The sequence below is a fragment of the Polaromonas sp. P1_E11 genome, assembly GCF_056405995.1.
In genome coordinates, this window is sequence record NZ_JBFUBA010000001.1 from 1,104,272 (window position 1) to 1,124,878 (window position 20,607).

Consider the following 20,607-nt stretch of genomic DNA (forward strand, 5'->3'; position numbering starts at 1 on the left):
GCCGCAGGCGTCTACTGGCGAATCAGATCCGCGCCAGCCGGTGGCTTGAACTGGAAGGCGGCAGGGCCAAGCGCAGGGTTGATCTCAAACTGACTGAAGGTCATCACTGACTTCTGGCCGAAGCTGTCGAGGATTTCCAGCATGGCGAGTTCGCTGCCCTTCCCGGTCGGTCTGAAACCGACGCTGATGCTCTGCAACTGGCCGTCTTTGGTTTTGGGTTTGGCCTGTATCCACTGCAAGCCATCCCTGTCAGGCAAGGAAGCAAGATTGAAATCGGCTTGCAGGCCCTTGAGGTCAGCAGCAGCAGCGATCACGGCGGCCGGGGTTCCGTTCAGTACCTGGGCCAGCTTGCGCGAGGTGACCTGGTTCAAGTCTGCGTCATAAAGCCACAAGGTCTGGCCGTCGGCCACGATCGTTTGCTCAAAAGGCTTTTTATAGACGAAGCGGAAACGGTTGGGCCGCGAAAACTCAAACGTACCGTTCGACGTCTTGCTGCGCGCAGCCTGGCCGTCCTTGCCAGGCGCAGTCACCACCTGGGTGAACTCGGCGCGGCCGCTGCTGACGGTCTTCACGAAAGTTTCGAGGCTTTCCAGGCCGTCGGCCCATACGGAATGGGCGCAAGCAGCTATCAAAACAGTAGCAAAATATTTCTTCATGATCGTCACTCCGCCCGTGAGGGCACCAGGATTTCGCGCTGGCCGCTGCCACTCATGGCGCTAACCAGCCCGGCTTTTTCCATGTCTTCGACCAGCCGCGCCGCGCGGTTGTAGCCGATCTTGAGATGACGCTGCACCAGCGAAATGCTGGCCTTGCGGTTCTTCAGCACGACTTCCACAGCCTGGTCGTACATCGGGTCTTTTTCACCGCCGCCGTTGCCGCCACTGCCGCCATCACCCAGCAAGTCGCCGTCTTCGCCATCGACGGTACCGCCTTCCAGCACGCCGTCGATGTAATTGGGTTCGCCCTGCAGCTTGAGGTAGGCCACCACGCGGTGCACTTCGTCATCACTCACAAACGCACCATGCACCCGAATTGGAAAGCCTGTACCACTCGGCATGTAAAGCATGTCACCCATTCCTAACAATGCCTCAGCGCCCATCTGGTCAAGAATGGTCCGGCTATCGATCTTGCTGCTGACCTGGAAAGACAGGCGCGTCGGGATATTGGCCTTGATCAGGCCGGTAATCACATCCACGCTTGGTCTCTGGGTAGCCAGCACCAGGTGGATGCCGGCGGCCCGGGCTTTTTGCGCCAGACGGGCGATCAGCTCTTCAATCTTCTTGCCGACCACCATCATCAGGTCGGCCAGTTCGTCGATCACCACCACGATGTAAGGCAGGCGCTCCAGCGGCTCAGGCTGCTCAGGCGTAAGACTGAAGGGGTTGTAGATGAATTCGCCCTTGGCCTTGGCCTCGTCAAGTTTGGCGTTGTAGCCGGCCAGGTTGCGCACGCCCAGCTTGCTCATGAGCTTGTAGCGCTTTTCCATTTCGGCCACACACCAATTCAGGCCGTGAGCGGCCTGGCGCATGTCGGTGACCACCGGCGCCAGCAAATGCGGAATGCCTTCATAGACACTCATTTCCAGCATCTTGGGATCGATCAGCAACAGCCGCACGTCACGTGCATCGGCCTTGTAGAGCAGGCTCAGGATCATGGCGTTGATGCCCACCGACTTGCCGGAGCCGGTGGTACCGGCCACCAGGCAGTGCGGCATCTTGGCAAGGTCGGCCACCACCGCGGCGCCGCTGATGTCCTTGCCCAGGCCGATCGTGAGCATGGACTTGGCTTCGTTGTAGACCTGCGAGCCGAGGATTTCACTGAGCTTGATGGACTGGCGCTTGGCGTTGGGCAACTCCAGCGCCATGTAGTTTTTGCCGGGAATGGTTTCGATCACGCGGATGGAAACGAGGCTGAGCGCGCGTGCCAGGTCCTTGGCCAGGTTGACGACCTGCGAGCCCTTCACGCCCGTGGCGGGTTCGATCTCATAACGTGTGATGACCGGGCCGGGAGCGGCGGCCACGACACGCACCTCGACGCCGAAATCTTTCAGCTTTTTCTCGATCAGGCGCGAGGTCATTTCCAGCGTCTCGGGCGCCACGGTTTCCTGGCGCGTCAGCGCACCGTCCAGCAGATCAACCTGCGGGAGCTTGGAGTCGGGCATTTCACTGAAGAGCGGTTTTTGCCGTTCTTTTGCCACGCGCTCGCTTTTGGGAATGTCGACGAGCACGGGTTCGATCAGGACCGGCACCGGGTGGTGCTCCTCAATCTCGATACGCTCGTCGATCAAGGTCTCTTCGCGCTCGCGCGCAGCCAGTTTGCCGAAGGCGAGGTCTTCGGCAATTTCGCGCTTTTCGCGGCGCGAATCGATCAGGTTGTCAATCCACGCGCCGACACGCAAGGCCACATGCGCCCAGGAAAAGCCGAACACGGCGGACACGGCAATCACGCCGAGCGCAATGAAAACCAGGCCCGAGCCAGCAAAACCCAGCCATTTCTCGCCCTGCGTTCCAGCCAGGTAACCGAGCACGCCGCCCGCGTGGCCGGGCAACCTGAATTCAAAACGATACAGCCGGGACCATTCCAGCGCCGCGCTGGCCAGTAACAGCAGGAGCAGGCTTAGCCAGAACCGGATCCGGCCGGCGGAGTGGGATGAATCGGCAGCAAGAGGCTCGCCGCGAAGCCAACGCGCCAATGAAGACAACCAGACCTGGGCACCCGCCGCCAATGCCCACCAGACGGAAAAACCCAGCAGGAAATAGCTCGCATCTGCCAGCCATGCGCCCAGGCGGCCACCCCAATTGCGGGCCACCGCTTGAGCGCCGCTCAAGACATCCGCGGTACCGGATGTCGACCAGGCAGCATCTTGCGGTGAATAGCTGAGCAGTGCCGCGAGCCAGAAAATCAGGCCGAGCAAACCCAGAATCAGGCTGACTTCATGGGCAAAACGTTTGATGCCGCTGGGCGCACCCGCGGCTGGGGAATTTCTGGAGTTCAGGGTATCGAGTGAGTAAGTCATGGCCCGGCTAGTACTGCAAGCCGGAAGTAGCGAGACAAAATGAAAGGGATGGATTCGTGCCCAGGGCAAGGCGCGAGCCACAGCGAAGGCTATATGCCTTCGCAAGGCTTGCAACGCCGCCATGGGTATGAAGACGCGCTTTCATGTTTCGATATTTCCGGGTTGCAGTACCAAGCTTACCGCAGTTGGATAAGGGCTTTGAGGGGGCGCTACAGACGCCAAACCGTACGGCAGGGAGTCTGCCAGGGCCCTATCCCAGCGTATGAAGACGCTCTTTCACCAAAAGCGAGCCATCGTCGCGGGTTTCGATGAATCCGCGCTCTTCAAGATCCTTCATCACACGGCTGACCATTTCGCGCGAAGCGCCGACCATCTTCGCCAGATCCTGCCTTGAAACCTTGTCGCGGATCACGGCATTTCCGCTGCCGTCTTCATTGGCGAATTCGAGCAATGCCCTGGCCACACGGCCATATACATCCATCAGGGCCAGCGACTCAATCTGCCGGTCTGCATGGCGCAGTCGCTGGACCAGCCCCTTCAGCACCGCATAGGCCATGGAGCTGTTTTCCGGAAGGCAACGTGCAAACTCCAGGCGGCCCAGGATCAGGGCATCGGTCTGGATCTCAGCGCGCACCGTGGCGGAGTGAGGTTCGTTGTCGATCAGGCTCATTTCACCCACATAATCGCCGGGGTGCATGGTGGCGAGAATGACCTCGCGGCCCCGGGAGTCCGTGGTGATGACGCGCGCGCGGCCGGTCAGGATGATGGAAAGGGCGTTGGATTTTTTGCCCTGCTCCACGATAGGCTCGCCGCGCTTGAACCGGCGCTTGACCACGGTATCGGCGACCGATGCAGCCTGGCTGGCAGTCAACACGGAAAAAAGAGGGACCCGGCGAATCAATTCCAGGTTAGACACCATCGTCGTCATAGCAGATATCTCCCAACCTCACATCCGACGGCTAGTCGCGTGAGTTCTTACAATGACACGTAATCTCATAAGAAATCAAATGCCTGAAAAGTACCAGCAGCTGTTTTTACTTGACGCTGCACTTATGCGGCATGACTCTACATGAGTTCTTACACTTTCCCAATCAGTTTTTCATCATGAAACATTCCAGAGTCCTCATCCTCGGTTCAGGGCCTGCGGGCTACACCGCAGCCGTCTACGCAGCGCGCGCCAATCTCAACCCCGTATTGATCACCGGCATTGCGCAGGGCGGCCAACTCATGACTACCACCGAGGTCGACAACTGGCCGGCCGACGTGCACGGCGTGCAGGGACCAGACCTGATGCAGCGTTTTCTGGAGCACGCCGAGCGCTTCAAGACCGAAATCATTTTTGACCACATCAACAAGGTCGACTTCAGCAAACGCCCCTTTACCCTGACCGGCGACAGCGGGACCTACACCTGCGACTCGCTGATCATCGCCACCGGTGCCTCCGCCAAATACCTGGGCCTGGAGTCGGAGACGGCATTCATGGGCCGTGGCGTTTCCGGCTGCGCCACCTGTGACGGCTTCTTCTACCGCGGGGAAGAAGTCTGCGTGGTGGGTGGCGGCAACACCGCCGTCGAAGAGGCACTGTATTTATCCAACATCGCCAGCAAGGTCACCTTGGTACACCGCCGGGACAAATTCAAGGCAGAAGCCATCCTGATCGACAAACTGCACGAAAAAGTGGCCGCGGGCAAGATCGAGCTCAAACTGCACCACACGCTGGAGCAGGTGCTCGGTGATGCTTCAGGGGTAACTGGCGTCCGTCTGAAGAGCACAAACAGCGATGCCTCGCAAGACATCACCCTCAAAGGCTGTTTTATCGCGATCGGGCACCAGCCGAACACCGACATCTTTGCAGGGCAGCTGGAGATGAAAGACGGCTACATCATCACTAAAACCGGCCTGCAGGGCTTTGCCACCATGACCAGCGTTCCGGGCGTCTTCGCTGCCGGCGATGTGCAGGACCATATTTACCGCCAGGCAATTACCAGCGCCGGAACAGGCTGCATGGCGGCGCTGGATGCCCAGCGCTTCCTCGAACAAGGCTCCTGAAAACCAGAGGAAGCGCTGACTTCCTCTTTTTGTCTCTTTTTTCCAGCTCTTTTGCCACCCTGCCGAGGCTCTCAATCGGCAGAATTGGACCAAATCAGTTTTCAGGCTATAATCTATGGCTTAGCTGAGCATTTGCAGGTCTGTCTCGTGCAGATTTACCCTTTGCCAGCATCCGATTTCTAATTTTTTACGGAGAGTGCTCATGGCACGCGTCTGTCAGGTAACGGGCAAAGGCCCGATGGTGGGAAACAATGTTTCTCACGCAAACAACAAAACCAAGCGCCGGTTCATGCCTAATCTGCAGTACCGCCGCTTCTGGGTCGAAAGCGAAAACCGCTGGGTGCGCCTGCGCATCACCAGCGCCGGTCTGCGCTTGATCGACAAAAAAGGCATCGATGCAGTCCTGGTGGACCTTCGTGCCCGCGGTGAAGTCTAAGGAGAAGCATCATGGCTAAAGGCGCACGCGAAAAAATCAAGCTGGAATCGACTGCCGGCACGGGTCATTTCTATACGACCACCAAAAACAAGAAAACCACGCCCGACAAGATGCTGATCATGAAATTTGATCCCAAGGCACGCAAGCACGTGGAATACAAAGAAATCAAGCTGAAATAAATAGTTACGAGTCCGTGCGTAGTTAATAACTACCCGCCCGGTCTGCACATTCAGAAAAGGACACCTCGGTGTCCTTTATTTTTTTGAGGTTCAGAAAGAAAAACTTCCACCAAATAGGCAGGTTGCTACGCGGCTTGTTTGAATCCTGTCGAAATCTGATCCACATAAGCCCCATCTGTGGTTCAAGTCTTTAAAGACGGGCGCATCACGCACAGCGCAATCACCCGGCAAGCCACTTCCGCAACCAACTCAGGCTAACTCCAAGAGCAGGGCCACCGACGCAAACTTATAGGCCATCTCCCAAATAGGGCCAGAAGGTTATGACACCGGTTGCCGCTGCTGCGCAAGCCGCAATTAACACGCCGCCGGCAGCAAGATCCTTTGCGCATTTGACTGCCAATGAATATTGTGGCGACACAACATCGCAGAGCGACTCCACTGCAGTGTTCATGGCCTCTGCCATCCAAACCATGGTCATCGCACCAATCAGCCAGCGCCAATCGCCGGCGTCCACTCGGCACCAACCGGCCAGCCCCGTCACTAGTATTGTGGCGATGAGATGCAGCCATGCGTTGTGCTGTGTTTTAAGCATCAAGGCAATCCCCTCGAAGGCATAACCAAAGCTCTTGAGGCGTGCGACCAGAGTGAATCGTTGCGCCGCGCGGGCATGAGGGACTTCTTTCATTTCCCATCCTTCCTGTTTACCAAGCGCCAAGCCTGGGCAACACATGAACGTCGAACGGTGCACACCTGCATAACCTGCAACCCATACAAGCAGCCCCATACCGTGGCCATCAAAATACAGCAACCCATCACAGCGCGCAGGCCGGCTCCAGCGTCAAACAGGTGCGCCCAGCAAGCGGAATCTGCAAGCACACATTTCCCATGCCATCAGCCAGAACCTGCGTCGGGCATGCGCCTGTGACCCGATAAGGTGCCAACGGACGCAAGCCCGACACGCCCAAGCTCTTAATGCCATCACCGGCTCCGCCGTACAGCACCGCTTGCAAAGAGCTGCTTACAGCATCTGAGTGCGCAGCCGCAACCAGCACATCGGGATAGGACAGGGGTTCCAATCTGGGACCTTTTGATGGAAGCGGGTTACTGATCAGGTTTCGAAAGCTGTCGCGCCCTCCCGAGTGCGCCATCAGCTCGACACCATGCGCCCATACCGAGGCCTTATTCCTGTGGGCGACCCCGTGACTGAGAGTAGTTGGACACTCGTACTCCAGGGCATCCATGCAGTTTTGATACACAGACTCATCGCCCAACTCTGCCGCCGCCAAGGCCGTCGCTGCGTAGGCACTGCCTCTTGAGAAACCATAGTTTCCTGTGTCGATGGGCCAGAATTCACTGCGTCGAAGTCCCTCACGACTATCGAACAGCTGACGTCTCAACAACAGCCATTGGCGACGCGCCAGGTCAGGTTCCAGCGCATTCAAAAAGTAGCAGGGCATCGCCAGGGGCATTGCGCCACCAATGGCGGGCAAGGCCAGTCCCGTGTACGTAGAACGGCATGGCACGTAGCGACCCATGCCATCCAGAAACTCCGCGTCCAGATGCCGGCGAAACTCTGGCGCGTGACCGGCCCATTTCATCTGACCGTACTGCGCATCGTGGGCACGCAATGCCGCGGCTCCCATTGTGTTGCACAGGGGATAGACCCAGTTGGGCTCGCAGGCCATCAAATAGAAGGGTGAACGTTCGTATTCTTTTTCCAAACTGTACAGCAAGGACTCAAAACTGTGTTCGTAGCGTTTTCCGTTCGGATGCACCAGCGTAAAGGCACCTTTTTTCGAAAACTCCTGACTTCCTGTGCTGGCCTGGAACAAGGCCATCTGCAGCGCCACGAAGCCCGTGTACATGATGTTTTCACGGGCAGCAGGGTCGGGGTTCCACCGCAAGTTTCCCCATAGATTTTCCAGCGACCAGTAGGCCCATGCGCGATGCTGTGTCTGCTTGTTCAGCAACCTGCTTTGCGCGTCGCTCATGTACCCGCCTAACGCAGGCGTGAAGCGTGCCTGCGTCAAGGCAATGCCATAAGCCAGAAAGTTGACTTGATACCGAAGCGCCGCCGTCTGAAATTGATCGCGTTGCTCGAATCCCGAAAATTCATCGAAAGGTTGCAGAGCTCGATCGAGTGCGAACCTCAGACGACGCAGATGCGCCAAAGACATTTCCGGTTTTTGCCTTGATGATTGAGCTGTGAAGATCACGTCCAATCGAGCCATTTGTCGAACCAGGTAATCGTTATCGATGCGCCTTTGCCGGCTTGAAAACATAAACCAGGCCAGCATCGACAGGCAGCCCGCCGCAGCAAACAGCGCGAGCACGCAGTACACATTAAGAACCACACCTGGCTGAATTGCACCATGGCTCATGCTCGCGGCCCAAAACGCCGAACCGAGCCAAACAAGCGGAGGCAGCAGCACATTGCCCGTGCCAAACCAGACCAACAGCGCAAACGCCAAGGCACCAACCGAGCACAGCCAGGCGGCTATATGACCTATGCCACGGCCTGTGCAGATATCGGCGTGCGCCAGAAATCCGCCGCCCGGCACCATCAACCCCAAGCCGAAAATCTGCAAGCCATCCTGATGCCCGAAAAGCAGCAAAGCCGAGCCGCCCGCAACGAGCAGCAGATACAGTTTTAAAAGTCGGACAGTCTTTCCCGTCGTTACCGGACCGAAAATGCGTGTGTATGGCGGAAGAGTAGCGACGCTACGGATTGAACTCACAGACCGACCTTTCTTCGAAATGAAAACACCAGGTTGATGCACTCGGCTTTCGATAGGTGCAGTCTGATATGCGCCTGTGAGGTCTTGATGAACTGTATGAAGTGGGTGTGAAGTCGACTGCCAGACGACCATTTACGCTGCGGAACATCGACCCAATAGCCCGTTTTGAGTTGCGGGTGTGTAAATCTGCATCAAGGTGCACCGCTGTTTCCGCGATTCTTGCCTCGAGTATTGGCAAACAGCCGGCTTCCTGGAGGAAGAACCTCAAGCACTACGACCTGCCGTTGGCAGCGTTTGGCTCGTCAGTGGGCGCGACCACCAGCTGTCGAATGTGGGGACAGCGCTTTCACCTCGAGAGTGTGTCAGGTTCAGCGCAATTCACGTGAGAAGGCTCTTCTGTGTGCAGAAGATGACGAATCTCGGACGCCCTGATCAGTGCGCTGGTAGCGACCCTACCATTACCAAATCCTGGGGCGCTCGATCATGGAACTCGTACTTTGCGCCGAACAATAAAAAACCGCTCCTGGATTTCTCCGGAAGCGGCCTTGAAGTTTCGACCGGGTGACCAGGTCGGATATGTAGCGTCAGGTCAGGTGCGGGCAGCCCGCAGCTTCATCGAGAATTCGCGCAAGGCGGCGATACCGCTTTCCTCAGCACGGTGGCACCAGGCCTGCAGGTCCGCAGCCAGCTGCTCGCGGGAAGCGGAAGTGGTCAGCCACATCTGGCGCAGTTCTTCCCGCATGGTGACCATCTTGTCCAGCACGGGGTGTTCGGCGCGAGCCTGCGCCAGCTGGGGTTTGGCGGCGGCCGGCACCTTATCATCATCGCGGTGCAGCCAGCGATTGGCTGCGCGCAACACGGACACGTCGGCTTTCTTGGCCTTCAGCACTTCGAGTTCGGCCCTGCCGGCGCGGCGCAGTTCGCGCGCGAAACCCGCCATGACTTCGTAGCGATGGGCGATCAGGGCTTCCAGGGTTTTTTCATCTGCCACAGGCTGGATGGAACCCAGCTGGAGCTTGGGCGGGACCTTCTTGACGGAGGCCAGGCCAACTTTTTCCATGGCACGGATATACACCCAGCCGATGTCGAATTCGTAGGGCTTGACCGAGAACTTGGCCGATGTCGGGTAGGTGTGATGGTTGTTGTGCAGCTCTTCGCCGCCAATCATGATGCCCCAGGGCGAAATGTTGGTGCTGGCATCAGGCGCCTCAAAATTGCGATAGCCCCAATAGTGGCCAATGCCGTTGATGATGCCGGCCGCCGTCACGGGGATCCAGGCCATTTGCACGGCCCAGACAGCCAGGCCTGCAGCACCGAAGAGCGCCAGGTCGATGATCATCATCAGGCCCACGCCCTGCCAGCTATAGCGGGTGTAGACGTTGCGCTCAATCCAGTCATTGGGCGTGCCGTGGCCGAACTTGGCCATGGTTTCCTTGTTTTTGCTTTCGGCGCGGTACAACTCGGCGCCTTCCCAGAAAACCTTCTTGATGCCGTAAGCCTGCGGGCTGTGCGGATCTTCAGAGGTTTCGCACTTGGCGTGGTGCTTGCGGTGAATGGACACCCATTCCTTGGTGACCTGGCCCGTACCCAGCCAGAGCCAGAGACGGAAAAAATGCGAAGGAATCGCGTGCAGGTCCATGGCGCGGTGCGCCTGGTGACGGTGCAAGTAGATGGTGACGCTGGCAATGGTGATATGGGTGGTCACCAGCGTGTACAACACGATTTGCCACCAGCTGGCGGCAAGCAACCCATTGGCAAGCCAGTCGAGGGCCGCATCAAACAAGATCATAAAAATCCTTTAAACAATCTGAAGCAGTCGCCCATCCAGATGTGTCTCCAGGCGCTGCAAAAAATAACCACTTATTGTAAGGCGATCCCCCACAAATACCAAGTCACTTTCAGCACAGGACCCAAGGTCAAAACAGTGCGAAAAATCACGAATGAATATGTAACTTCGGCCTATCTGTCGTCTTTTGTCGCCAAAAATATCACGACTTTTGCCATACTGCTGCGAAAAACCCGTCCGTCTGATGCAGGTAAGGCCAGAGCCGAAGGTAGGGTCCGCGGCAGAGTTTTTCAGCGTGTTCCACCCCCAGATGAGTCAACAAGGGCCCTGTTTCAAGGACGTTGAACTCTTTATTCGCCTCACTGAAGGCTTCAGCGATGGCTTCGTTTTCTTCACGCAAAACGCTGCAGGTCGCGTAAACCAGGCGTCCGCCGGGCTTTAAAAGCCGCGCAGCGCTCTGCAAAATGGCAGTTTGCTTGGCCCTGAGCTCTTCAATCGCCTTGGGCGTCTGCCGCCATTTGAGGTCAGGATTGCGCCGCAAGGTGCCCAAGCCCGAGCATGGGGCGTCCACCAGGACCCGGTCTATCTTGCCGGCCAGGCGCTTGATCCGGTCGTCACGCTCATGGGCAATGGCCACCGGATGAACATTGGAAAGGCCGCTGCGCGCCAGCCGCGGCTTGAGCGCATCCAGCCGGTGTCCCGACGTATCAAACGCGTAAAGGCGCCCGGTATTGCGCATGGAAGCCCCGAGGGCCAGGGTCTTGCCGCCCGCCCCTGCACAAAAGTCGACCACCATCTCACCTCGCTTGGCATCGACCAGCAGGGCCAGCAGCTGCGAGCCTTCGTCCTGCACTTCAATGGCGCCACGCGTGAAAGCATCCAGTTTGCCCAGCTGGGGCTTGCCGTCGGCAATGCGCAGGCCCCAGGGTGAATACGGTGTTGCTACGGTTTTGATAGCTGCCTTCGCAAGCTCCTTCTGGACTTCAGCCCGTTTATCCTTGAGCGTGTTGACGCGCAAATCAAGTCCGGCCGGTGCGTTCAGGCTCTCGACCAGCGGCCAGAAATCATCACCCAGCTGCTCTTTCAACGGGTCAACCAGCCACTGCGGGAGGTTGTGGCGATGCAGCTCCATCAGGTCCGATGGTTTGACCTGGTCGCAACGCGCCAGCCAGTCTTTTTCCTGGTCGGTCAGCGCACCCATAAGAAAGTCGCGGTCCGCCGCAAAACCGAGAATCGCAAGACGCCGCTCCGGCGCGCCGCTGCCATGCTGGGCCAGATAGGTATAAAGATTTTTCTTGCGCAGAACGCCGTAAATCGTTTCCGCCACAGTGGCGCGTTCACGCGGGCCGAGGCGATAGTCGCGGAAATAGCGCGACACCACCATGTCGGCGGGATGATCAAATTTGAGGACCTGCTTGAGAAGCTCGGAACAACTGTCGAGTAAGGCTTTAGGATGCATAGCCTCCATTGTCCCACCGAGCCACCGCGCAATATTTTTAAACCCCCTGATCCCTCATGCCAGAAGCCACCGCACACGCATTGCCTCCCCTGATAGAAACCCCGCCCGGTCTGTACCGCCACTACAAGGGCATGCTGTATGAGGTGGTCGGCACCGTGCGCCACAGCGAAAGCCTGGAGCCGATGACGCTGTACCGCGCGCTGTATGGCGAAAAAGGGCTATGGGTGCGGCCTGCTGGCATGTTCAATGAAGAGGTCGTGATCGACGGGGTGAAGCAACCGCGTTTCGCCCGGCAACCTGGTTAAGCACCGCATCCCCAATAAGAGAAACGGCGGCCGCCGCGCCGGGCCGCCCCAAGCAAGGCCAGCCCCCTCGGTGGGCAGCGACCCGCGTAGCGGTGAAGCGTGGGGGCCACATTCCAGCGCCGGACGCTCCCAGCCCCTGTTTCACAGGAAAGGGGCAGCGCCCCACACGCAGTGTGGAAGCGTGGGGGCCACCTCACCGATAATCATGGGTTATGTCCGACACCCAAGCTTCCACCGAAATCGAAAAACAGGTCAAGCGCCGCCGCACGTTTGCCATCATCTCCCACCCCGACGCGGGTAAAACCACGCTGACTGAAAAGCTGCTGCTGTTCTCGGGCGCGATCCAGATCGCCGGCAGCGTCAAGGCCCGCAAGGCCGCACGCCATGCCACGTCCGACTGGATGGAAATTGAAAAGCAGCGCGGCATCTCGGTGGCCAGCTCGGTCATGCAGATGGAATACCGCGACTGCGTGATCAACCTGCTCGACACACCGGGCCACCAGGACTTCTCCGAAGACACCTACCGCGTGCTGACCGCCGTGGACGCGGCACTGATGGTGATCGATGCCGCCAACGGCGTGGAGCCGCAAACCCGCCGCCTGCTGCAGGTCTGCCGCGCGCGCAACACGCCCATCCTGACTTTCGTCAACAAGATGGACCGCGAGGTGCAGGATCCGATGAGCGTGATGGACGAGATCGAACGCGAGCTCGGCATGACGGTCATTCCCTTCACGTGGCCGGTCGGCATGGGCAAGCTTTTCCATGGTGTCTACGACAGGCGCGAAGACCGCATGCGCGTTTTCAGCCCCGGCGAAGAAAAAGCCGGTGGCGACGATGAAATCCTGGCCGGCCTGGACAACGCCGAAGCCGCCAAGCGTTTTGGCGCCGAATACGCACAGGCGCAAGGCGAAATCGAACTCGTGGCCGGCGCCACACCTGAATTCAACCGCGCCGAATTCCTTGCCGGCAAGCAAACGCCCATGTTCTTCGGTTCGGCCATCAACAACTTCGGCGTGCAGGAAGTGCTGGACGCGCTGGTCGACCTGGCACCCGCCCCCGCGGAGCGCGAAGCCATCCAGCGCGTGGTGCACCCCGAAGAGAAAAAATTCTCCGGCGTGGTCTTCAAGATCCAGGCCAACATGGACCCGGCGCACCGCGACCGCATCGCATTTTTACGTGTGGCCAGCGGCGAGTTCACCCGCGGCATGCGCCTGAAGGTGGTGCGCAGCGGCAAGGAGCTGCGGCCCAACACCGTGGTGAGCTTCATGAGCCAGCGCCGCGAGCTGCTCGACACCGCCTTCGCCGGCGACATCATCGGTATTCCCAACCACGGCGTGCTGCAGCTGGGCGACACGCTCACCGAAGGCGAAGCCCTGCAGTTCACCGGCCTGCCCTTCTTTGCGCCTGAAATGTTCCGCGCCGTCGAGGTGGCCGATCCGCTGCGCAGCAAGCAGCTGCGCGCCGGCCTCACCCAGCTGGGAGAAGAAGGCGCGATCCAGGTGTTCCGCCCGATTGCCGGCTCATTGCTGCTGCTGGGCGCCGTCGGCCAGTTGCAGTTTGAAGTGGTGGCTCACCGCCTCGAACATGAATACGGCGTCAAGGCCCGCATCATGGGCAGCAACTTCAACCTGGCGCGCTGGGTGACGTCCGAGGACCCGAACGAGCTCAAGAAATTCATGGACGCCAACGCCCACCGCGTGGCACTGGATGCGGTCGATGCGCCCACCTTGCTGGTGGACCACAGCGCCACCCTGCGTGCCGTGGAGCAGCAGTGGCCCAAGATCAAGTTCCATGCGCTGCGCGAGCACGCCGGGCTGGTTTTTCAGTCAAAAATGTAAGTGCTTTTGGCCTGCAGGCCAATCAGGACGGGCGCAAGCAGCTATAAAATTTATAGCGACCTGTGCTCGTTCCGTGACGCACCGGCTTACTGGGCCTTGAGGAAATCGCCCACTTCCATCAGGATCAATTCGTTGTCGTCCGCCTTGTTGGGTTCGCGGCTGCTGGAAAACGGAAGGTTGTTGTCGTTGCCGACCACGATGTGCGTGGCGTCCACCACGTCCACGTTTTCAATCGTGAAGAACGGAAAGGTCAGCACGCCGTTGTTCAGGGGCTTGCGCGCCAGTTTCGCCGGGTCGGCAATGGCCATCAAATCGATGTAGCCGATCTTGCGCAGCGCACCGCCGGCATTGGCGTCGCTCAGCTCCACCTTGTAGACACGCTTGAACTTCGCGATGTCGTGGAAGCAGTCGGTGCGCTTCTGGCCTTCAGGGCAAGCCTTGTCGGCCGTGCCTTCGCCGTTGTCGCGCTCGATGATCAACCCGGTCGTGCCATCGATCATGTTGAAGTCGCCAATCGCGTGGCTGTTGCTCTCCAGCATGTACTTCCAGTGGCGGCCGGTCCAGGATTCGCTCTTCACGTCAAACTCCAGCACGCGAAGGTAGTCCTTGCCGCCCACGTTTTCATTGCCTTTGGTGGCGGCGTCATACAGCGCGCCCTCAAGCAGCGCATACAGCTTGCTGCCGTCTTTCGAAGCGGCCATGCCTTCAAACCCCTTGGAGCGGCGAACCTGGAAATCCACCGCACCGCCCGGCACGCCGGGTGTCGTCACGGCCGGATGGTCGGGCGAACGCACGGCCTTGCCGTCAACCAGCGTGTCAAACACCGCCAGCACCTTGCCCTTCATGTCGGCCTTGATAAGGAAAGGGCCGAACTCGTCGCCAATCCACAAGGCGCCGCCGGCGAACTGGAAGCTTTCGGTGTCAAAGTCGCTGCCCGTGAGGTAACGCTGCTTCGTGCCTTCATGGACGATACGAAACGGCACTTTTTTGTCGGGATCGTGCAGAAAAATCGTTTCCAGCCGCTTCATGGCGCCGCCCTTGAAATCAACCTTGTAGCGGTTCAGGTACAGCATGGCATCCGGTGAATTGGCTTTGGAGCCAAAGCCGTTGTCGGTCAGGATCCAGAAGCTGCCGTCGGGCATTTTTTTGATGCCTGAATGGCCCTGCAGCGGCTGTCCCTTGAAAGGCACGCTCACCCCTGTGGGCCTGCCGGCAGACAGGCCCTCCACCATGCCCAGCGCTTCGGTGCGCTTGCCATTGGTGAACTTGCCGCTGACCTGCAGGTCCTGCGGCGCATCTTTGGGTGCGGCAATAAATGATTGTGCAGGTACCACCACATGGCCGGTCAGTGTGGCCGGAAAGGCGGTTTGGGCTTGCAGCGGCGCAGCCAGCGCAACGGCTGCCAGCGCAGGAAAGATGGCTTTGAAGAGAGATTTGAATGCGGGGCGCCGGTTGGCGGCAAAACGGGAAGAAGGCATGGGCAATCCACTGTTGAAGAAAGCCGGATGGTGGCCAACGCATGTGACGCCCTGATTACACACATCTACTCCGCTTGCGCAGCGGACGTTCGCGGGTAGGGCCATAGCCTTCCGGGCAGACCCGGTTTTTGCCATAAGCTATGCAGATGTATCGAACGGCAAGCCTGCGTGGTTTTTTCCTGATGTTGCTCTGCGCATTCTGCGGCGCAGCCCATGCACAGGTCTTTGACCGCCTGTACGAAGACAGTCCCACAATCACGCTGGCCCAGCCGCTGCAATGGGTCGCGGTGCCCAAGGATTCCATCGAGTCACCTGATGCCTTGACAGCCGGCGATCCCGCAACCGGCCCGTGGAACTTTCAGCCCTATACAGACGACTCCATCCTCCCCACCTCGAACACGCAGGACGTCTGGGCCAGTTTTTCACTGCCGGCCACCGAAGCCCTGCAGACCTGGTACATCCGGATGCCGGGTCAGGCCATCTTCAGGGTGAGCCTTTTTTCGCGCAACCCGCAAGGCGGCTGGCTGGTCCAGTCCGCGGGCGAAGCGATTGCCCCGGCCGCGTGGGCGCTGCGCACCCGTGTGCCGAGTTTTGAGCTGCAAACGCGCGGCGACGGAATCCAGACCTACTACCTGCGCTTTGAGCACCGCAGGGCCCTCACGGAGCGGCCCATGCTGCTGTCGCCCGTCGAATACATCGACGGCGCGTCCCGGGTTGGCGTGGTGATCGGGTTGATGTGGGGCATGTTCAGCCTGCTGGCCTTGCTGTGCCTGGCCGCGTTCGTCATGGCGCACAACAAGGTATTTTTGTGGTTCGGCGCTGTCGTGGTCACGCTCATGTTCACGCAACTGGTGCTGATCGGCTACGGCGGCTGGCGCATCTGGCCGCACAGCGCACACCTGAACCAGGTCATGGGCTGGGTGCTGTCCTCGGTGAGCATGGCCGCCGGTGCATGGTTTTGCACCCAGGCCAGTTATGCCAAGAGCGGCTACCCGCGCATACACCGGCTGCTGCTCACCGTGACGGCGGGCAGCCTGTTCATGGCCTGCCTGATGGCTGCCAGCCAGAATCTTGTGCCGCGAGATCTTCGCAACCTGTGGCTGGCGTTTTCCACCCTGGCCATCATGGGAAGCCTCCTGTGGATGTCTTTGCGGGGACAGACCTGGAACCTCCTCATCCTGCTGGGCGCCGCGCCCATCGGGCTGGCCGCGCTGGCCCGGCTTTCCTACAACGCGGGCTGGGTCTGGAATGTTGAAGCGGCACAGGCAGCCGGTGTCCTGTCGGCAATGATCGGCCTGCTCTGGGTTTTCCTTGTGCTGGCATGGCGCAGCCGGGCCGCACTGTTTGCCAACCACCGCAGCGCCGCACTGGCGACTTACGACCCGGCCAGCGGGCTGATGTTGCCGCGGATCATCGACGACAGGCTGCCGCCCATGCTGCTGCGCGCGCGGCGGCAGAAGTCGGCATTCGGCGTATTGATGTTGCGCTGGCTCGACCAGGCCCCGAGCCACGACGAGGCCAGCGACCAGAAGCGCGGTGCCGCACTTTCCCGCATCGGCGAAATCCTGCGCGGGGCAGCACGCGACGTCGACACCGTCGTTCGCCATGGCGAAAACGACTTCATGATGCTGATCGAAGGCCCGGTCAACCGCACCACCCTGTCCGAAGTTTCAACCAAAATCCTGGCCGACTGCATACGCGCCTCTGAAAAGCTGGGCGACGCAAATGCCTTTAACCTGCACGTCGCCCTGTGGCATGACACGCCCAGCGCCCAGACCACCGTGCAGGAAGTGGTTGAAAGGCTCAAGTCCCGCCTGCACCAGATGGCCTCCGGAACAAAGCGCTATGTGCAGTTTGTCGATTCACCGAGCGATACAGTAAGTGCCGCAGGAGAAGACGTGAGCCGCCGGGAAGACCTGCTGGCCAAGATCAACGAAATTGAAATTTCGCACCCGGCCCTGGCCACCGAACAGACGTCAGCCCCGGGGCGCTGACACCCTCGCGATGGGTTCAGGCGACCTTGTCACAGGCAAAGGCAAGGCCGTCTTGTACCTGACCTGCTTGAGCGCAAAGCTCGAGCGTATCTTCTCGATGCCCGGAATCGGCGACAGTTGCTCCAGGATGAATTTTTCAAGCGCACCGATGTCGGCGACCGCCACACGAATCAGGTAGTCGCTGTCTCCCGACATCAAATAGCACTCCATCACGTCGTCGTGCTCGGCGATGCGCCGTTCAAAGTCGGCCAGCGACTCCTTGCTTTGCGTGCGCAGGCTGATGGAGATGAAGACATTCAGGCCCAAACCCAGCGCCGCCGCATTGGCAATGGCCACATAGCGGTCGATCACGCCGCCGGCCTCCAGCGCCTTGACGCGGGCCAGACACGGCGAAGGGCTCAGGTGCACGCGGCGCGCCAGCTCCACGTTGGTCAGCGAGCCATCCCGCTGCAACTCGTCCAGAATCTTCAAATCAAGGTTATCGAGCTGCATCATCTTCAAAATTCGTTATTTACAGCATTTTATGCTTTTAAATGGCGCCACGTCCCGATATTGAAGCAACACCTTCCGGGTGATTCTGCGTAAAGTGATTGGTGCCATGAACGATTCCACACCCCACCATTTACTGATGCAGGCCGCTTCTCATACCGATCCTTCCGCTGACCCTGACCCGCAGGAAACTGCCGAATGGCGTGAGGCGTTTGAAGCCCTGGCCCTCACGCAGGGCCCTGCCCGTGCACGCGAAATGCTGCATGAGCTGAGCCGCGTTGCGCGCAAGCAGCGCATCGGCTGGCAGCCCGAACTGGCCACGCCTTACGTCAACACCATCGGCGTGGACGAGCAGCCCGTGTTCCCCGGCGACCTGGCGATGGAAGAGCGCCTGGCCTCGCTGATGCGCTGGAATGCGCTGGCGATGGTCGTGCGCGCCAACCAGGCCGAGACCGGCGGCTCGGCCGAACTCGGCGGCCACATCGCCAGTTATGCCAGCGCAGCCGATTTGTTCGAAACCGGCTTCAACCACTTCTTTCGCGCACGCGAAGGCGTGGGTGAGGGTCAACATCGCGGCGACCTGGTGTTCTTCCAGCCGCACAGCGCACCTGGCGTGTATGCACGCGCCTACCTGGAAGGCCGCCTGGACGAAAAAGACCTGGGCTTTTACCGCCAGGAGCTCACCGCACCCGCGCAGGGCGCTCAAGGCCTGTGCAGCTACCCGCATCCTTATCTGATGCCGGACTTCTGGCAGTTCCCGACCGGCTCCATGGGCATTGGCCCGATCAGCTCGATCTACCACGCGCGCTTCATGCGTTACCTGACGCACCGGCGTCTGCTCGACTGCACAGGCCGCAAAGTGTGGGGCGTGTTCGGCGATGGCGAGATGGACGAACCCGAATCGATGAGCGCGCTGACCCTGGCCGCGCGCGAAGGGCTTGACAACATGGTCTGGGTCGTCAACTGCAACCTGCAACGCCTGGACGGCCCGGTGCGTGGCAACGGCCGCATCATCGACGAGCTCGAAAAGCTTTTTGCCGGCGCCGGATGGAATGTCATCAAGCTGGTCTGGGGCAGCGACTGGGACGGCCTGTTCGCACGTGACCTGACGGACGCACTGGCTAAAACTTTTGCGCAGACGGTGGACGGCCAGATGCAAACCTTTGCCGCCAAGGACGGGCGCTTTAACCGCGACAACTTCTTCGGCCAGAACGCTGAACTCACACGCCTGGCCCAAGGCATGACGGACGAGCAGATCGACCGCCTCAAACGCGGCGGCCATGACCTGGTGAAGATCCATGCCGCCTACGCCGCGGCGGCCAGCCACCAGGGCCAGCCCACGGTGATCCTGGCGCACACCAAAAAGGGCTATGGCATGGGAAGCGCCGGCCAGGGCAAGATGACCACGCATTCGCAGAAAAAATTCGACGGCGAAGAGCTGATCGAATTCCGCAACCGCTTTAACCTGCCGCTGTCTGACGAGCAAGCCAAAAACCTGGCCTTCTACAAGCCCGCTGCAGACAGCGCAGAGATGCAATACATGCACGCCAAACGCGCAGCACTGGGTGGCTATTTGCCGCGGCGTGAAACGGCGGCCGACATCGTGAACATCCCGGCACTGCCCTCTTACGCCCAGTTCGCACTGGCCGCCGACGGCAAGGAAATGAGCACCACCATGGCCTTTGTGCGCATGCTGGGCGGCTTGCTGAAAGACGCGGCGCTGGGCCCGAAGATCGTGCCTATCGTGGCCGACGAGGCACGCACCTTCGGCATGGCCAACCTGTTCAAGCAGGTGGGCATTTACTCCAGCGTCGGCCAGCGTTATGCACCGGAAGACATCGGCTCGGTGCTGAGTTACCGCGAGGCGCTCGACGGCCAGATTCTGGAAGAAGGCATCAGCGAAGCCGGCGCCATGGCCAGCTGGACGGCCGCGGCCACCAGCTACAGCGTGCACGGGCTGGCGATGCTGCCCTTCTACATTTACTACTCGATGTTCGGCTTTCAGCGCGTGGGCGACCAGATCTGGGCCGCTGCCGACCAGCGCGCCCGCGGCTTCCTGCTGGGTGCCACGTCAGGACGAACCACGCTGGGCGGCGAAGGCCTGCAGCACCAGGACGGCACCAGCCACCTGATTGCCGCGACCATTCCCAACTGCAAGGCCTATGACCCGGCGTTTGCGGGCGAGCTGGCCGTGATCCTGGACCACGGCATGCAGGAGATGATGGTCGAACAAAAAGACGTCTTCTACTACGTCACGCTGATGAACGAGAACTACGCCCAGCCTGATTTGCAAGCCGGTTCCGAGGCGGACATTATTCGCGGGTGCTATCAATTCAATAGCTGGTCGCGCACGTCCTTATTGCCCCACAGCCCTGAAACATCTTCAAGAAAGGCTCAAAAAATCGTTTTGATGGGCTCGGGAGCGATCCTGACCGAAGTGATCAAGGCTGCGCAGCAGCTGGCCACGCAGGGCATTGAGGCCACGGTATTCAGCGTGACCAGCTGGAGTGAGCTGGCGCGTGACGGTGCAGCTTGCCAGCAAGAGGCGATCAATCACGGCGCTGTGACTGTGCCCTTCATCGCACAGCAGTTGCAGGGCAGCAGCGGCCCCATCGTTGCCGCCACCGACTATGTGCGCGCCGTACCGGAAAGCATCCGCGCCTTTGTGCCCGAAGGCCGGCGCTACCTGACGCTAGGCACCGACGGCTTTGGCCGCAGCGACACGCGCGCCGCGCTGCGTGAATTCTTCAGCGTCGATGCGCAAAGCATCGTGAAGGCGGCGCTGCACATGCTGAACCAGAAGTAGGCCAACCCACGAAAGCCCGCGCGCGGCAGGCCGC

16 protein-coding genes are annotated in these 20,607 nt (G+C 59.8%); 7 read left to right on the forward strand and 9 right to left on the reverse strand.

Going from position 1 to position 20,607, the window contains the following annotated elements:
- Positions 1 to 11 precede the first annotated feature (11 nt).
- From lolA to AC1D11_RS05430, 3 genes are all read right to left on the reverse strand, one after another.
- On the reverse strand, positions 12 to 656 hold the full coding sequence (gene lolA / locus AC1D11_RS05420; protein ID WP_477647336.1) for an outer membrane lipoprotein periplasmic chaperone LolA: 645 nt from the start codon (positions 654 to 656) through the stop codon (positions 12 to 14).
- 5 nt (positions 657 to 661) lie between these two features.
- Positions 662 to 3,016: a DNA translocase FtsK gene (locus AC1D11_RS05425; RefSeq protein WP_477647337.1), complete on the reverse strand. Its 2,355-nt coding sequence runs from the start codon at positions 3,014 to 3,016 to the stop codon at positions 662 to 664.
- Positions 3,017 to 3,266: 250 nt separating this feature from the next.
- A complete protein-coding gene (locus AC1D11_RS05430) occupies positions 3,267 to 3,944 on the reverse strand; it encodes a Crp/Fnr family transcriptional regulator (RefSeq protein ID WP_431097946.1) in 678 nt (225 codons plus the stop codon).
- A 176-nt stretch (positions 3,945 to 4,120) separates the two neighbouring features.
- On the opposite strand from AC1D11_RS05430, the gene trxB reads away from it, so the two are divergent.
- The 3 genes from trxB to rpmG all read left to right on the forward strand — a co-directional run bounded on the left by trxB (position 4,121) and on the right by rpmG (position 5,680).
- A complete protein-coding gene (gene trxB / locus AC1D11_RS05435; protein WP_457279492.1) occupies positions 4,121 to 5,065 on the forward strand; it encodes a thioredoxin-disulfide reductase in 945 nt (314 codons plus the stop codon).
- A gap of 202 nt (positions 5,066 to 5,267) precedes the next feature.
- A complete protein-coding gene (rpmB, locus tag AC1D11_RS05440) occupies positions 5,268 to 5,501 on the forward strand; it encodes a 50S ribosomal protein L28 (RefSeq protein ID WP_293403299.1) in 234 nt (77 codons plus the stop codon).
- 11 nt (positions 5,502 to 5,512) lie between these two features.
- Positions 5,513 to 5,680, forward strand: a complete 168-nt coding sequence (gene rpmG, locus AC1D11_RS05445; protein WP_007863188.1) for a 50S ribosomal protein L33 — start codon at positions 5,513 to 5,515, stop codon at positions 5,678 to 5,680.
- A gap of 286 nt (positions 5,681 to 5,966) precedes the next feature.
- Here rpmG and AC1D11_RS05450 read toward each other — a convergent pair whose 3' ends face one another.
- From AC1D11_RS05450 to AC1D11_RS05465, 4 genes are all read right to left on the reverse strand, one after another.
- Positions 5,967 to 6,365, reverse strand: a complete 399-nt coding sequence (locus AC1D11_RS05450) for a diacylglycerol kinase family protein (RefSeq protein ID WP_477647988.1) — start codon at positions 6,363 to 6,365, stop codon at positions 5,967 to 5,969.
- Between the two features lie 127 nt (positions 6,366 to 6,492).
- A complete protein-coding gene (locus AC1D11_RS05455; protein ID WP_477650946.1) occupies positions 6,493 to 8,418 on the reverse strand; it encodes a linalool dehydratase/isomerase domain-containing protein in 1,926 nt (641 codons plus the stop codon).
- A 589-nt stretch (positions 8,419 to 9,007) separates the two neighbouring features.
- A complete protein-coding gene (locus AC1D11_RS05460) occupies positions 9,008 to 10,207 on the reverse strand; it encodes a DesA family fatty acid desaturase (RefSeq protein ID WP_457279495.1) in 1,200 nt (399 codons plus the stop codon).
- 199 nt (positions 10,208 to 10,406) lie between these two features.
- The gene (locus AC1D11_RS05465; RefSeq protein WP_477647990.1) at positions 10,407 to 11,663 is read right to left on the reverse strand and encodes an RsmB/NOP family class I SAM-dependent RNA methyltransferase; all 1,257 of its coding nucleotides are present in this window, start codon (positions 11,661 to 11,663) and stop codon (positions 10,407 to 10,409) included.
- Between the two features lie 56 nt (positions 11,664 to 11,719).
- Between AC1D11_RS05465 and AC1D11_RS05470 the strand changes: the two genes are divergently transcribed.
- Both AC1D11_RS05470 and AC1D11_RS05475 read left to right on the forward strand, forming a co-directional pair.
- Positions 11,720 to 11,968: a DUF1653 domain-containing protein gene (locus tag AC1D11_RS05470; RefSeq protein WP_457279497.1), complete on the forward strand. Its 249-nt coding sequence runs from the start codon at positions 11,720 to 11,722 to the stop codon at positions 11,966 to 11,968.
- A gap of 212 nt (positions 11,969 to 12,180) precedes the next feature.
- Positions 12,181 to 13,806, forward strand: a complete 1,626-nt coding sequence (locus AC1D11_RS05475) for a peptide chain release factor 3 (protein ID WP_477647991.1) — start codon at positions 12,181 to 12,183, stop codon at positions 13,804 to 13,806.
- An 86-nt stretch (positions 13,807 to 13,892) separates the two neighbouring features.
- On the opposite strand, the gene AC1D11_RS05480 is transcribed toward AC1D11_RS05475, so the two are convergent.
- Positions 13,893 to 15,284 carry an esterase-like activity of phytase family protein gene (locus AC1D11_RS05480; RefSeq protein WP_477647992.1) on the reverse strand — a complete coding sequence of 464 codons (1,392 nt, stop codon included), beginning with the start codon at positions 15,282 to 15,284 and terminating at the stop codon, positions 13,893 to 13,895.
- A 146-nt stretch (positions 15,285 to 15,430) separates the two neighbouring features.
- Here AC1D11_RS05480 and AC1D11_RS05485 point away from each other — a divergent pair, with 146 nt between their 5' ends.
- Positions 15,431 to 17,278 carry a 7TM diverse intracellular signaling domain-containing protein gene (locus tag AC1D11_RS05485; RefSeq protein WP_477647993.1) on the forward strand — a complete coding sequence of 616 codons (1,848 nt, stop codon included), beginning with the start codon at positions 15,431 to 15,433 and terminating at the stop codon, positions 17,276 to 17,278.
- Here the strand turns inward: AC1D11_RS05485 and AC1D11_RS05490 are convergent.
- A complete protein-coding gene (locus tag AC1D11_RS05490) occupies positions 17,261 to 17,770 on the reverse strand; it encodes an Lrp/AsnC family transcriptional regulator (RefSeq protein WP_477648066.1) in 510 nt (169 codons plus the stop codon). The two genes, AC1D11_RS05485 and AC1D11_RS05490, sit on opposite strands and share 18 nt — an antisense overlap.
- Before the next feature lie 106 nt (positions 17,771 to 17,876).
- On the opposite strand from AC1D11_RS05490, the gene mdeB reads away from it, so the two are divergent.
- A complete protein-coding gene (mdeB, locus tag AC1D11_RS05495; RefSeq protein ID WP_477647994.1) occupies positions 17,877 to 20,573 on the forward strand; it encodes an alpha-ketoglutarate dehydrogenase in 2,697 nt (898 codons plus the stop codon).
- Positions 20,574 to 20,607 lie beyond the last annotated feature (34 nt).

Excerpts from the sequence above, each read along its gene's own strand:
- lolA (WP_477647336.1), bottom strand. The coding sequence starts at position 656 with ATGAAGAAATATTTTGCTACTGTTTTGATAGCTGCTTGCGCCCATTCC.
- AC1D11_RS05425 (WP_477647337.1), bottom strand. The coding sequence starts at position 3,016 with ATGACTTACTCACTCGATACCCTGAACTCCAGAAATTCCCCAGCCGCG.
- AC1D11_RS05430 (WP_431097946.1), bottom strand. The coding sequence starts at position 3,944 with ATGACGACGATGGTGTCTAACCTGGAATTGATTCGCCGGGTCCCTCTT.
- trxB (WP_457279492.1), top strand. The coding sequence starts at position 4,121 with ATGAAACATTCCAGAGTCCTCATCCTCGGTTCAGGGCCTGCGGGCTAC.
- rpmB (WP_293403299.1), top strand. The coding sequence starts at position 5,268 with ATGGCACGCGTCTGTCAGGTAACGGGCAAAGGCCCGATGGTGGGAAAC.
- rpmG (WP_007863188.1), top strand. The coding sequence starts at position 5,513 with ATGGCTAAAGGCGCACGCGAAAAAATCAAGCTGGAATCGACTGCCGGC.
- AC1D11_RS05450 (WP_477647988.1), bottom strand. The coding sequence starts at position 6,365 with ATGAAAGAAGTCCCTCATGCCCGCGCGGCGCAACGATTCACTCTGGTC.
- AC1D11_RS05460 (WP_457279495.1), bottom strand. The coding sequence starts at position 10,207 with ATGATCTTGTTTGATGCGGCCCTCGACTGGCTTGCCAATGGGTTGCTT.
- AC1D11_RS05465 (WP_477647990.1), bottom strand. The coding sequence starts at position 11,663 with ATGCATCCTAAAGCCTTACTCGACAGTTGTTCCGAGCTTCTCAAGCAG.
- AC1D11_RS05470 (WP_457279497.1), top strand. The coding sequence starts at position 11,720 with ATGCCAGAAGCCACCGCACACGCATTGCCTCCCCTGATAGAAACCCCG.
- AC1D11_RS05475 (WP_477647991.1), top strand. The coding sequence starts at position 12,181 with ATGTCCGACACCCAAGCTTCCACCGAAATCGAAAAACAGGTCAAGCGC.
- AC1D11_RS05480 (WP_477647992.1), bottom strand. The coding sequence starts at position 15,284 with ATGCCTTCTTCCCGTTTTGCCGCCAACCGGCGCCCCGCATTCAAATCT.
- AC1D11_RS05485 (WP_477647993.1), top strand. The coding sequence starts at position 15,431 with ATGTATCGAACGGCAAGCCTGCGTGGTTTTTTCCTGATGTTGCTCTGC.
- AC1D11_RS05490 (WP_477648066.1), bottom strand. The coding sequence starts at position 17,770 with ATGCAGCTCGATAACCTTGATTTGAAGATTCTGGACGAGTTGCAGCGG.
- mdeB (WP_477647994.1), top strand. The coding sequence starts at position 17,877 with ATGAACGATTCCACACCCCACCATTTACTGATGCAGGCCGCTTCTCAT.